The 12,991-nt window shown below is 65.7% G+C and carries 12 protein-coding genes and 1 pseudogene; 7 read left to right on the forward strand and 6 right to left on the reverse strand.

Features of this window, described 5'->3' with window-relative positions:
- Window positions 1–17: 17 nt before the first annotated feature.
- The 3 genes from U5768_RS31000 (at window position 18) to U5768_RS31010 (ending at window position 3,047) form a co-directional block, all read left to right on the forward strand.
- On the forward strand, window positions 18–1,382 hold the full coding sequence (locus tag U5768_RS31000; protein ID WP_322034135.1) for an aromatic acid/H+ symport family MFS transporter: 1,365 nt from the start codon (window positions 18–20) through the stop codon (window positions 1,380–1,382).
- A 143-nt stretch (window positions 1,383–1,525) separates the two neighbouring features.
- Window positions 1,526–2,344, forward strand: coding sequence for a sulfotransferase (locus U5768_RS31005; RefSeq protein WP_322034136.1), 819 nt, complete (start codon window positions 1,526–1,528; stop codon window positions 2,342–2,344).
- Between the two features lie 85 nt (window positions 2,345–2,429).
- Window positions 2,430–3,047, forward strand: a complete 618-nt coding sequence (locus U5768_RS31010; protein WP_322034137.1) for a UdgX family uracil-DNA binding protein — start codon at window positions 2,430–2,432, stop codon at window positions 3,045–3,047.
- A gap of 3 nt (window positions 3,048–3,050) precedes the next feature.
- On the opposite strand, the gene U5768_RS31015 is transcribed toward U5768_RS31010, so the two are convergent.
- The 3 genes from U5768_RS31015 to U5768_RS31025 form a co-directional block, all read right to left on the reverse strand.
- Window positions 3,051–3,431 carry a response regulator gene (locus tag U5768_RS31015; RefSeq protein ID WP_322034138.1) on the reverse strand — a complete coding sequence of 127 codons (381 nt, stop codon included), beginning with the start codon at window positions 3,429–3,431 and terminating at the stop codon, window positions 3,051–3,053.
- 61 nt (window positions 3,432–3,492) lie between these two features.
- Window positions 3,493–5,025, reverse strand: a complete 1,533-nt coding sequence (locus U5768_RS31020; protein WP_322034139.1) for an RAD55 family ATPase — start codon at window positions 5,023–5,025, stop codon at window positions 3,493–3,495.
- A 63-nt stretch (window positions 5,026–5,088) separates the two neighbouring features.
- Window positions 5,089–6,291, reverse strand: a complete 1,203-nt coding sequence (locus tag U5768_RS31025; protein ID WP_322034140.1) for an alpha/beta hydrolase family protein — start codon at window positions 6,289–6,291, stop codon at window positions 5,089–5,091.
- A 342-nt stretch (window positions 6,292–6,633) separates the two neighbouring features.
- Here U5768_RS31025 and U5768_RS31030 point away from each other — a divergent pair, with 342 nt between their 5' ends.
- Window positions 6,634–7,635, forward strand: coding sequence for a hypothetical protein (locus tag U5768_RS31030; RefSeq protein ID WP_322034141.1), 1,002 nt, complete (start codon window positions 6,634–6,636; stop codon window positions 7,633–7,635).
- Between the two features lie 41 nt (window positions 7,636–7,676).
- On the opposite strand, the gene U5768_RS31035 is transcribed toward U5768_RS31030, so the two are convergent.
- A complete protein-coding gene (locus U5768_RS31035; protein ID WP_322034142.1) occupies window positions 7,677–8,180 on the reverse strand; it encodes a hypothetical protein in 504 nt (167 codons plus the stop codon).
- A gap of 447 nt (window positions 8,181–8,627) precedes the next feature.
- Here U5768_RS31035 and U5768_RS31040 point away from each other — a divergent pair, with 447 nt between their 5' ends.
- From U5768_RS31040 to U5768_RS31050, 3 genes are all read left to right on the forward strand, one after another.
- Window positions 8,628–9,404 carry a DUF4118 domain-containing protein gene (locus U5768_RS31040; protein WP_322034143.1) on the forward strand — a complete coding sequence of 259 codons (777 nt, stop codon included), beginning with the start codon at window positions 8,628–8,630 and terminating at the stop codon, window positions 9,402–9,404.
- Window positions 9,405–9,498: 94 nt separating this feature from the next.
- Window positions 9,499–10,326, forward strand: a complete 828-nt coding sequence (locus U5768_RS31045; RefSeq protein WP_322034149.1) for an alpha/beta hydrolase — start codon at window positions 9,499–9,501, stop codon at window positions 10,324–10,326.
- A complete protein-coding gene (locus U5768_RS31050) occupies window positions 10,323–11,114 on the forward strand; it encodes a MipA/OmpV family protein (protein ID WP_415914005.1) in 792 nt (263 codons plus the stop codon). The genes U5768_RS31045 and U5768_RS31050 overlap by 4 nt, the downstream gene beginning before the upstream one ends.
- Before the next feature lie 15 nt (window positions 11,115–11,129).
- Here U5768_RS31050 and U5768_RS31055 read toward each other — a convergent pair whose 3' ends face one another.
- Both U5768_RS31055 and U5768_RS31060 read right to left on the reverse strand, forming a co-directional pair.
- Complete coding sequence (locus U5768_RS31055; RefSeq protein ID WP_322034144.1) at window positions 11,130–12,362, reverse strand: FAD-dependent oxidoreductase; 1,233 nt, start codon at window positions 12,360–12,362, stop codon at window positions 11,130–11,132.
- Window positions 12,363–12,645: 283 nt separating this feature from the next.
- Window positions 12,646–12,991, reverse strand: a pseudogene (locus U5768_RS31060) (urocanate hydratase); the annotation flags it as partial.

A 12,991-nucleotide genomic window follows, 5' to 3' on the forward strand; every position in this document is an offset into this window, starting at 1 on the left:
TCAGGAGACAGGCGGCGATGAATCCCATCCCTCATTCCATCGACGTGCAATCGTTCATCGACGCCGAGCGCTTCGCCCCATTGCAGTGGCTCGTTCTTCTATTCGGATTCCTGATCGTTTCGGCGGACGGCTACGACACCGCCGCAATCGGCTTTATCGCGCCGTCGCTCGTGCAGGAATGGGGCGTGGCGCGCGGCGAACTGGGCGCCGTGATGAGCGCGGCGCTCGCGGGGCTTGGACTCGGCGCGATTCTGGCCGGGCCGGTAGCCGACCGCTTCGGCCGCAAATGCGTGCTGGTCGCGGCGGTCGCGGCGTTCGGCATCTGCACGCTCGTTGCGGCGCGGGCCCAGTCGATCGGGGCGCTCACCGCGTTGCGCTTCGTCACCGGGCTCGGTCTCGGCGCGGCGATGCCCACGACCATCACCATGATGTCCGAATACGCGCCGCGGCGGCTGCGCGCCTTTACCGTCAACGCCATGTACTGCGGGTTCTCGTGCGGCCTCATGGCGGGCGGCGCGGCCTCGGCGTGGCTCATTCCGCATTTCGGCTGGCGCAGCGTGTTGATGGCGGGCGGTCTCGGGCCGCTCGCGCTCGCCCTCGTCCTGCTCGCATTCCAGCCGGAATCCGCGCAATTTCTCGCGGTTCGCCCCGGCAACGAGCGGCGTATCGCGCGCATTCTGCGCCGCATCGCGCCGGCCAAAGACTTCGCGGGCTGCACCTTCGTCGCTCACGCCGCGCCTTTGGCGGCGCGCGATAAAGCGGGCGGCAAGCCGGCGCTGGCGCTTCTGCTCGCGCCCGACTATCGGCGCCGCACGCTGCTGCTGTGGCTCACGATGTTCATGAGCCTTCTCGTTTACTACTTCATGACGAACTGGATGCCCACGCTGCTGCGCAAGGCCGGTTTCAGCGTGGAGCACGGCGCGTTGATGGCCGCCGTGTTTCCGCTTGGCGGCCTCATCGGCAACCTGATCGCGGGGCGCCTCATGGACCGCTTCGGCGCGAACCGCACGATCGCCGTCGATTATCTGCTCTCCGCGCTGCTCGTGGCCGTCCTGGGCGCGAGCGTTGACCACCCGGTGTTGCTCGGCGTCGTGCTGTTCCTGTGCGGCGCGCTCGTGACCAGCGCGGCCACGTCGATGTCGACCTACGCTTCCATGATCTATCCGACCGAAGCCCGCACGACGGGCGTGGCGTGGATGCAAGGCGTGGGACGCGTGGGCGGCATGGCCGGTTCGTTCGTCGGCGCGGCGCTGCTCGGCCTCGGCTGGAATTTCAACGCCATCTTCGCGATGCTCGCGCTGCCGGCACTGGGCGCGGCGTGTGCGCTAGTGATGATGAAACCGCAGCGCGCGTATGCTCCAGTAAACGTATTGGAACAATAACCGGCCAGGCCGGATCAGCGCATTGTCGCAACAGCCATCGCGTTGTCAGTTTCGCGCCAGCATCGACAAGTAACATCGATGCAAACGAAAGAGTCATGCAGCGTCATGCAAAACGGCGCAGGACGAAACAGGGAGATGGCAGAATGCGTTCTTTTCCGCTATTCATTGTCGGCGCACCGCGCTCGGGAACCACGTTTCTTTGCTCGGTTCTCAATGCGCATCCGCATATCCAGCTAACCAACGAATGCCGCGTTTTCGCGCTGGTCAAGGAAATGCTGGACGTGGGCAGCCAGCGCCCCGATTTGATGAGCCCCGCGTGCCACGACCGCTTCAACGCGTTCAGCCGCCGCACCTTGGGCGCGTGGGTCGAGCGTTTTTATCGCGAAGACCTCGACATGACGGCCCCGATCTGGGGCGACAAGCATCCCCCTTACGCCGACCCCACGATTCTTTCCGGCCGCATCGGCGCCATCGAGCGCCAGCCGCGCTCCGGTTCGTGCCTGCGGCTCATACGCGAGTTGCTGCCCGACGCTCACTTCATTCATCTTCATCGCGATCCCGGCTGGGTCGCCAATTCGCTCGTGCGCAAGCACTGGATCGGTTCCGTGAACGACGGCGTTCGCGTGTGGGGCCAGTATGTCACCGAGATCATCGACTTCTTCGCCGAAATGCCGGCGGAGCAAACGCTTACGATCGGCTATCGCAATCTGATCGAGGATGCGGACACGACGATAGCAAGCATCAGCCGCTTTCTGGGCCTCGCGGACGCTTCGCCGATCCGCGATTTCCTGCACGCCCAGCGCAGCGCGCCCACGCCGTTCAGCGACCCGGTGACCGATATCGCCGATCTCTACGTCGTGCCGCCCACGCCCACCACGGACAACGCTCTCCTCGCGCTCGCGGAAAAGGCCGCCGCGCAACTGGGCTATTCGGCAGCGGGAGATATTTCGGAATCCCGATAACCTGCGTGGCCACCCTCGCTCGCTCAGAACGGCGCGCGGGGTACGGCAATTGCGCCGCCGGTGCCGAATCCCGAACGGAGGCGCGATGAAGCCGGCCCACGCTCAAGCGGATCCGCAACAGGAACCCGAATCGCTCAATGCCTGCCGCCGCTGCACCCTCTGGCGCGACGCGACCCATGCCGTGCCGGGCGCGGGCAGCGCGCGCGCCGCGCTCATGCTGGTGGGCGAACAGCCGGGCGACAGCGAGGACCGCGCGGGCCTGCCTTTTGTCGGCCCAGCCGGCGCGCTGCTCGACGCCGTGCTAGCCGAGGCAGGCGTGCAGCGAAAAGACGTTTATGTGACCAACGCGGTCAAGCACTTCAAATGGGAGTTGCGCGGCAAACGCCGTCTGCATAAAACGCCCGCGCAGCGCGAAGTGGAGGCCTGCGCTTACTGGCTCGAAGGAGAACTCGCGCAGGTTCGGCCCAAGGTGGTCGTCGCGCTAGGCGCGACCGCGCTGCGTGCGTTGCTGCACGATCCGACCGCGCGATTGAAAGTGCAGATGGAACAGAAACAGCCCGCGCGCGTTGGCGACTTTCTGGTCGTGGCGACGTGGCACCCTTCCTACGTGCTGCGCGCGCCGAGCGCCGAAGCGCGCGAAGCGGCGCGCGCGCACATGGTGACGGCGCTGCGCCGCGCCCACGCGCTAGCGGAAAAGCGCTGAGGCCTACTGCCGGTTCCCCGGGCTCGCGGCGTCGATGAGACCCGCGAGCGTTTCCAGCAGCGCTTCCACCGGGTACGGTTTATCGAGCACCGCCGCGAAAAGTTCGGGGTTGGCCCGCGCGGATGCACCCTGTGCGGCGCTCGACAGGATCACCGGGATGCGCTGGATGACGGGGTCGGCTTTCATGGCGAGCGCCAGTTCGAGCCCGGTCATTCTCGGCATCATGTAGTCCGTGATCACGAGAGCCGGCGAGACTTGCCGGATCAGTTCCAGCGCATCGGCTCCGTTGTGCGCCGCATGCACGATATACCCCGCATCCTCCAGGAAAAACGTGAGGAAGTCTGTTATCAGGGTCTCGTCGTCGACTACAACGATGGTCGTCATTCCTGCTCACTCTCTTTCCCTGCCGCGAGCGCTGATGACTCGTCGACTGCGGTGGCTGCGATCAAGGGGAGGTGTCCCCGGAGACCGTGACTCGGGTGGCTACCGTAGCAGATCCGGACAAGGAATCCGGGATGATGAGCTTGGTCACTGCCGGTGTGAACGCGCTATCGCGTATCTTGACCACCTTCATGCCTTGATACAGCCTGTCTTCCGCCTCCTCCAACTGCATCGCGATTACGTTATCGAACAAGCTTAACGCCTCCGCGGTGATGAGTTCAACAGGCCCGTGATCTCTCGTTTCCCACGTACATACCAGAGTCACGTCCATCACGCGTAGCTGGTTCGTCAGCGCAGCCAAAAATTCGGTGAAGCGATGGCGGTCCGAGGCCGCCCGCTCAAAGCCTGCCAGACCGTCTACGACAACTCGACGCACGTTTCGTGCCTGGACCGCCTCGAGCAACTGGTAAGCCAGCCCGTCCACCACGTTCTCCGTGAGCGGATTCCAGATGACCGTGAGCGCGCCCGCGGCGATCAGGGCTTCCATGTCGATGCCGAGCGCGCGAGCCTTGCTCGCAAGGCGGGCGGGGCTCTCGTAAAAACCGAAATGCACCGCGGGCGACTGCTTCGTGGCCAATCGCAGGAAATTCAGACCGAAGCTGGTCTTCCCGCTGCCCCCCGAGCCCACGACGGCGGTGGCGGAGCACGCGGGCAGACCGCCGCTGATGCGCCGGTCAAGCTCCTCGACGCCGCTCGATACGCGCTCTTCCGGCGCGTGATCCTGCCCCGCCGGCCGGGCGTAAAGCGATTCGAGGCGCGGGTAAACGGTGATGCCCGCGTCGCTGATCAGGTAATGATGCAGACCGCCGAGCGAGGCGCTCCCTCGCGACTTCGAAACCCGCAGGCGGCGCACCGTGCGGGAGCCGAACAGCTCCTCTTCGAGCTGCATGACGCCATCCACCATCGTATGTTCCGGGCTCGACTCGTCGATTCGCGCGCTCGTCAGGAAAAGCACCGTGCATCCGCTAAACGACGCGTGCCCCTGGAGTTCCGCGACGAACGTCTTCACGTCGAGCGAAGTGTGCGCGCTCTCGCGCGCGTTGAGCAGGCCGTCGAGGATCAGCATCGACGCTCCCTGGCGCGCGATCTCCTTGCGAAGCAGTTCGACCAGCGCGCCCAGACCGTCGACGCGCAACGTGCGGAACAGGCTCAGATACGTGATGTCGCTGCCAACCAGCTCGGAGTCGTAAAAGTCCAGCGTCGAAAGCGACTGGAACAGCCTCTCGTGCGTTTCGGCGAGAAGCGTAATGTAGAGAACCTTCGTTCCCTGCCGGGCCTGGGCGAACGCAATCTGGTTCGCGAGGATGGTCTTGCCCGCGCCGGGCCGCCCCTGAATGATATAGGCCGAGCCGGCGATCAGGCCGCCGCCGAGCACCGCGTCCAGACCGGGTACATGGCTGTTCAAACGCGTCAGTGGCTTGTGCATCGCTTGTATGGTTTCAACGTGGATATAAAAGAAGCCGGCGTCGAGAGCGCATGCGCCGCAGGGCCGTTCCTGATTTGTTGCATTATGCGTCATGGCGCGGCGCGTGACCATGGCCGACGCCCGCGCCCGAATTCTGCCACCGGCGCCGGGGCACGGCACGCCGCACAGCCGGTTTCACAGCACGTCGTCGAGCCAGTCGAGCACGCGGTCGTTGAGCAATGAGCGGTTGCGCATCTCGCAGTGCTCGCCCGCGCCCTCGTCTTTTCTGAATTTCATCAATACCTTGGGGCATTGCAGCGCGTCGAAGAATTCGCCCGTATGCACGGCGAGCGCGTCGTCTTCGGCCTGCGTGAACAGCGTCGGACAACGTATGCCCTCGATGCGGCCTTCCATCGTATACGGCTCGACGCTTGCGAGATACTCGCGCAGATTACGGGCGCCATTCACCCAGTATCCCCGCTGCATGAAGCTCCAGCGCAGCTTCCTGTCCCCGGCGATAATCTGCTCCAGTTTCGCGAGGATCGGCTCCAGCAGCGCACCGAGGTTGCCGGCTTCCTGCGGCGTCGCGCCGAGCTTGACTGCGTAATCGCGGAAGCCCCGCGCAACCGACGCCTGGCCGGGGTCGGCAATGCACGCGGCGAGGCGCGCCTCGCCCGAGGCAGCGCGCGGCGCGAGGTAGCCGCCAAGACTCCAGCCGCTCAATGCAATACGCTTTGCGTCGACTTGCGGCAGCAACAGCGCGAAGTCGACCACCGCCGCGATCACGCGTTCCCAGTCGGGCCGCAGCGTGACGCCATGACGGATGAGCGTGGTGCCTTGCCCGGGGCCGTCGAATATCAGGCAATGATAGCCTCGCCTCGACGCCGCGACGGCAGAAGCAAAGTAGAGATCGGTGATCGTGCCGTCGTAGCCATTGGTGAGAATGAGCAGCGGCCTGCGCTCGCTCTGGCGTCCTTGCGCCGGGATCAGCCACGCGAGCATCGAGATATTCTCGAACGGAATGCGCATCGGCTTCGACGGTTCGCCGCCAAGCGCCAGCGCGCTTTCGAATGCCTCGATTTGCCGGTTCGACGCGGCGATCACGCGCGGATCGACCGGCCATCCGAAGAGCACATGGTAGGACTTGCCATAAAAGCAGGCGGCTTTCAGGTAGAGCGCGCGCGCCGTGACTTCGTGTCCGCTCGATTCGGCGGCGCATGCTTGCGCGTGCAGACGGTCGGCGGCCTGTGTCCAGGCAAGATGAAAGGCGGTGTCGTCCCCTTCGCCCACGACCCTCGCGATCTGCTCGATTTCGCCGAAGTCCGCGCCGCCGTAAGGGCTATACCCGATCGGCCACGTTCCCAGTTGCTCATGCAAGGAGTCACGGAAAATCGTCATTTTCTGCCTCTGGAGCGATGGTTTCCTGTTTGGTATAAGCGAGAACCCGCAAAGGTCAAGGACGCGAGGCGTGTGGACATCGGTGCGCACCGCGCGTTCGCTTAGGGATCCTTTTCAAGTGCCCGGGCCTGGCAGAACAACTCCCGCGAAAATCCTGTTTCGGGTGCGGCCTTTCCTCGGGCGAAAGCGCCCCGGCGATCCGGCCCTGGCTCGCTAACCGGGCCGCGTCGCCCGGTCGAGCGCTTGCGTTCGGCGGCATACCCAGGGGCTTTCCCTCCGCTTGAATGTTATCAACCGCGTAGTACGATGAGATCATCGAAAAACAGAATCAAAGGTCCCCTCATGGACACGACCGCAAGGCACGCGACGGCCATCGCATTGCTTGCAGTGGGCTGCGGATTCTCGGCAGCGTCTCACGCCTACAGCAAGGAAGAAGATGCCGCGGCGCAGGACCGCGAAGTCCAGGCGGCCTACGACAGGGGTTACAAGGCGGCGAGGGAGGAGATGGCGCAGGCGGCGGCTCCGGCGGCAGGCACGGCGCCAGCGAGGAAGGCCGCCGGCGCGGCGGCATCCGCGCAGAAGCCTATTCTCGACATCAAGCACACATATAGCGACACGGGCGAGGTTTCGACCGTCATGACCGTGCCGGTCGTGGTCAAGCCGCTGGCGGATGGGCAAGGCGCTCAAGGCGAACAAGGCGCGCGAGGAACGCAGGCGGCACGAGAGGCACAAGCAGCGGAGGCGCAAGCGGCAGAGGCGCAGGACGTGCAGGACTCGACCGCCGCGGCGCCGGCCCAGGCGGCGGCGCCCGCTCAGGCAGCGCGCCAGCCGCAGCCGCGTGCTTATGCGCAAGCGCCCGCGAACCATCGCGCCGTCGCGGCAACGCCGCCCGCGCAGGACGACGTCGCGCCGCCGGAGTCGCTGGCAAGCGATGAAACCGTCGACGAGCCGGAGCCGCCGCGCTCCGCGCAAATCTATTCCACGCAAGGCCAGGGTTATGCCCAACCCTACTCGCAACCGCAGGCCCAACCTCCGGTTCCACGTCAGGTTCAGCCTCAGGTTCAGCAATACGCGCAGCCGCCTCAGCCGTATGGTTACGCGCAGCAGCCCGCGTATGCGCAGCAGCGTCCGGCCTACGCGCAGCCGCCCGCCTACGCGCAGCAACAGCAGCCGGTGTACGCGCAACAATACGCCCAGCAGCAATATCCGCCGCAGCAGCCTACGTACTCGCAGCCCCGGCCCGCCTACTATCCGCCGCCCGCACCGTGGGGCGCGCAGTACCAGCAAGCGCCCGCGCGCTGGGTGTACTGGTCGCCGCAATACGGGCGGTGGATGTATTACTGAGCGGTTACTGAGCGCGGGCTACCCGCGCGCGGATTGCGGTTTTAGAACCCGTGCCGGGCGCTGATGGCCGCGCCCGTGTCGTGTGAGCGCGTCAACGGAAGATGCGCGTCGGCGGAGAGATCCCAGTCGCCCACGGTGACGAGTGGCGGCGTTTGCGGGTGAAGCGCCTGGTTCGGGACCCCGTCGCTATCGACCTGGGCTCCCGGCGTGCGCGGACCGTTGGTCCCGGAATCGAGCGTGCCCGCGGTGTCGTCGGGAGTGCCAGGTGTTGCCGCGGTGGTTTTCGCGAGCTGCGCGTTGTACTGCCTTTCGAACGGCGACTGGTATTCGTAGCGCTTCGCGATTGCGGGAAAGGAAACGGCCGGCGCCGCCGGCGCTGGCGCGGCCGCGACGGCGGGCTTGGGGGCGTGGCCCTTCGCATACTTCTGGACGTGCTTCTGGACAGGCTTCCGGACATGCGCCGGCCTCGCGGGTTCGGCCGCCGAGACGCTGGCGAGCGCCAGAAGAAGAACACCCAAAAGCCATCCCTGGATCGGACGCTTCATAAAACGAAATCTGCGCTTGAAAACTGGTGCCGCATCGAATCGCTGCGCGGCACTCGTCCCTGGAGTCTAGATCAATAGCAAGTACGACCAATCGGGGTCTTCCCTTGTCTTTCGCCCGCTTGTTCAGGCAGCGACGAATGCTTCGTCAGGCACCGGGCGCCCTTTTTGATTTGGCGTCCCAATCATTCTGCGTCTCCCCGCGACAGGTTCTTGTCGAACCGGACGACGACAACGACTGCCGAATCGCCGCCCGCGCGCTTTGTAAACAGTGGTAATATCCCGCACGCGAAAATTCTGTCAGGCACCGGCGGCGGATGGTATGCAACCGCCGCTTCGTCCCGCCGTTCCTGTCGAATTCCTTGCACTGCTTACAACTACCGCGTCCGCGATTGCCCATGCGCAATACGCACGCGACGGCCCGCCGCGCGGCGGGCGACCCGGGAAACCATGAAAGTCCGTAACGCCCGCCTCTGGGCGCCAAGAGGCCCGCGCCGGTGGGTCATCGCCGCTGGCGCGCTCGCGCTCGCGAGTGCCATCCGCATCGCCCTGCATCCCCTGCTCGGCCCGATGATGCCTGGCACGACGTTCTGTATTGCCGCTTCGCTGGTCGAATACTTCCTCGGCCTCGCGCCCGCGCTGACCGTGATGGTGCTCGGCCTCGCCATCGCCGACTACATGTTCGTGCCGCCCTACAATTACATTACGTATCTCGATACCCACGACCTGATCCTGCTAGTGTCCTATCCGGTCGTCACGGCGATCGTGATCACGCTGATCGAACGTCTGCGGCGCGAGCAGTTTCGCGCGCAGTTGATCGCCTCGGTCGCTCAGTCGCGCTACGAAATGCTCCTGCGTCACGACAACGAGCGCGCGCTCGCGCGCCGCGCCGTCGACGAAACGCACCGCCTGCTGCGCCACCTCGCGCAGCATCACGACGGCTTCATTCTCATCAAGGGACTCGAGCGCAATGCGGCCCAGCGCGCGAACGTGGGGCAGAGCATGTCGCACGCGCTGCCCGCGGCCGCCGAAGTCGCGCCCGGCCCGCTCTTCGACGCCCTCCATCCCGACGACGTGCAGCGCCTCACTCACGCGCTGTCGCCGGGCCACCATCGCGTGCGCCTGCGCAGCGAACCACACAAGCGCGATTACCGGCACGCCAGCTGCAGTTGCGAGCGCTTCACCACTCACGCGGGCGACTTTCTCGTGCTGCGCACGGAGAGCTGACATGGCGACGCTCGAAATAGACCCGGCCGCCACCGAAACGCCCGCCGTGCAATCCACGCGCTTTTTCTGCGAAGGCGACGGCCACGCCGTCCTCATGCTTCACGGCCTGTCCAGCTCGCCCATCGAACTGCGCTATCTCGCGCGTTATCTGCAAGGCGAAGGCTTCACGGTGTGCGCGCCCCTCATCGAAGGCTATAGCGCCGGCACGCGCCACTTGCCGATGGAGCGATGGGTCGAAAACGCCGCGCGCGAATTCGACGCCCTGGCGGCGCGCTACGAGCGCGTTTCGATCTGCGGCCTTTCGATCGGCGGGGCGCTCGCGCTGCGTCTGATTCGCGAGCGCCCCGCCGCGCAGTCGCTCGTCCTGCTTTCGCTCACGCTCGCCTACGACGGGTGGGCGATTCCGTGGTATCGCTTCCTGCTCGACTGGGCCTACTTCACGCCGCTGCGTCACCGCTACCGCTATCGCGAGGCCGAACCATTCGGTGTGCGAAACGAAGCGCTGCGCAAGAAGATCGCGCGCGCCATGCAACGCAGCGACTTCAGCGAGGTCGGCCCTTCGACGATCGCGCTGCCCGCGCTGCATCAGGCGCTGCGCCTCGCGCGCACGGCCCGCAAGGAGGTTCCGGCGATCGAAAACGACACGCTGGTGATCCACGCCATCGACGACGAAACGTCGAGCCCGCGCAATCCGCGCCACGTGATCGACCGCATCGGTTCGAACTTTTTACGCACGCTCTGGCTCGACGACTCGTATCACATGATCACCTCGGACAACGAACGCGAGATCGTGGCGCGCGAAACGGCCTTGTTCCTGCGCGAAAGCGAAGTCGCGCGCGGCGCAAAAGACGCGCCGGTCGTCTCCAGGGCGCTCGCCCGGCGTCTGCGCCAACTGGCGGCGGTGGGAAGGAAAAATACGTGAAGCAGTCCGTAACGATCAAGGCGCTGGCGAGCGTCGCCGCGCTGGCCCTGGCCTCGCACGCGTGCGCCGATACCGCTGCGTCCAATACCACCGCAACCGACTCGCCGTGGAAAATCTCGATCGGCCCGGGCGCGTATCTCGCGCCGGAATATCCGGGCGCGCGGCACATGAAGGTCTATCCGTTTCCGTCGCTCGATATCTCGTACCGCGACCGCTTCTTCTCGCAAGGGCCGGACGTGCTCGGCGTGAACGTGATTTCCGCGGAAAACTATCATGTGGGCGCTTCGCTGAGCTTCGACTTCCAGTCGCGCACCGTCTCGGACGACCCGCGTCTGCACGGCCTGAGCAATGTCGACGACGGCCCGAAGCTGCGCCTCTTCGCCGATTACACGCTATGGGCGTTCACGAGCGCCGTGGCGATGTATCAGGACATCAGCGGTCATGGACAGGGTACGACGGCGACGGCGGACCTTTACGTATCGCTGCCGCTGACAGGGTGGCTGTTTTCGGTCGGGCCGGGACTCACGTGGGCCAACGGCGTGTACACGCGGACATTATTCGGCGTGACGCCGGAGGAGAGCACGGCATCCGGCTTGCCGGCCTATGCGCCCGGGGCGGGCATACGCGACGTGCATATGACGTTCTACATGACGCACGACTTTTCGAAGCATTGGGTGGGCTCGGTAAACGCGACGTACGGCCGTCTCCAGCACTATGCCGCCGACAGCCCGATTACCGAGAACCGCCGCGAAATTACGGCTTTCGCGGGGCTCAATTACCGGTTCTGATTACTGCACGTTGCCTTAAAACCGATCGACACGAAACGGCCGGGCGTCCACCACGGTCGGCGCACCCGTCATCATTTCGGCGATCAGACGCCCCGTGACCGGGCCGAGCGTGAGACCGTGGTGCGCGTGGCCGAACGCGAACCAGAGGTCGTCGTGCCTGGGCGCGGGCCCGATGATCGGCATCATGTCGGGCGTGCAGGGGCGGCGGCCCAGCCACGGCTCGGCGTCGAGCCGCTCGCCCAGCGGGAAGATGCCGCGCGCGAGCGGTTCCACCGCTTCGAGTTGAACGGGCGTTTTGGGCGAATCGCGAAAGCCGAGTTCGACGCCCGTCGTGAGGCGCGTGCCGCGCACCATCGGCGTAATCAGGAAGCCCACTTCGGCGTCGAGCACCGGCTGGTTCAGCTTCGCGCCATTCGCGATCGCATAGTGCATGTGATAACCGCGCTTCACGGCGAGCGGCAGCGCGTAGCCCAGCCGCGCCGTGAGATCGCCCGACCACGGCCCCATGGCGACGACCGCCGACTTCGCCAGCACGGGGCCGTCCTGCGTCATGACGCGCCACGCAGGTTCGAGCGTCGCGGCATCGCCCACGAGCACGCGGCCGCCTAGCTGTTCGAAAAGCTTCGCGTACGCCGTGACGAGTCCCTTCGGATCACTAACCGAATCGGAATCGGTATAGCGCACACCGCCCACCAGCGTGTGGCTGAGCGCGGGCTCGGCGGCGCGCAACGCCGCGGCATCGAGCGCTTCGTGGCCCACGCCGTACTCGCGCTGCCAGCGCTGCGCCTCGGCAATCGTGCCGTCCATCGCGGCCGCGCTGCGAAACACTTTCATCCAGCCGTTGGTGCGCAACAGCGCCTGTGCGCCCGCCGCTTCGATCAAGGCGCGATGCTCGGTCACGCAGTGTTCGATGAGCGTGGAATACGCGCGCGCGATTTCGGCGTGCCGGTCGGCGCGAGAATGGTGCCAGTAGCGATAGAGAAACGGCAGCAGTTTCGGCATCGCTCCCGGGTGATAGCGCACGTCCGTCGAGCGGTTGCGCGCGTAGCGCAACAGCGTGGAAAGCTCGCGCGGAAACGCGTAGGGATAAACGCCCTCGCGCTGAATCAGTCCGCCGTTGCCGTGCGATGTTTCATTGCCCGGCGCCCTGCGGTCCACGAGCGCGACCGAAAGGCCGCGCCGCTGCAACTGCAAGGCCACGCAAACGCCGACGATGCCGCCGCCCAGCACGACCGAATCGAATTTCATCACGCAATGTTCCTGGCTCGGGTTGCAGACCTCGGTTGCCGTTGCCCATGTTCATATCGCCGAAACGCCGTTTCCAGCGCCAGCGGGACGAACGTGAACGCTAGTCAGGGATTGTAATTCGCTTGCGCGCGGCCGTCGATCGGTGCGGGGCGCGTTCGCGCCCCGCACGACGGATGCCGAGATGAGGGTCGGTTGCGTGGGCAACGATTCATATCGACTGCATGAAGCGCCCGGAGCGGGCGCTTCGAAGTGCGACGCCGCCTTTGCAGCGGCGTCGCGCCGCTCATCGGCCCAGCATCGGCAGCTTGAGCCCTGCCTCGCGCGCGGTCTGCTGCGCGAGTTCGTAGCCGGCATCCGCATGGCGCATCACGCCCGTGGCCGGATCGTTGTGCAGCACGCGGCCCAGACGCTCGTGCGCCACCTGCGTGCCGTCCGCCACGATCACCACGCCCGAGTGCTGAGAAAAGCCAATGCCCACGCCGCCGCCGTGATGCAGCGACACCCACGACGCACCGCCCGCCGTGTTCAGCAGCGCATTGAGCAGCGGCCAGTCGCTCACCGCGTCCGAGCCGTCCTTCATCGACTCGGTTTCGCGGTTCGGGCTCGCGACCGAACCCGTATCGAGGTGA

This window comes from Paraburkholderia sp. J76 (genome assembly GCF_905220295.1).
Taxonomy (GTDB): Bacteria; Pseudomonadota; Gammaproteobacteria; order Burkholderiales; family Burkholderiaceae; genus Paraburkholderia.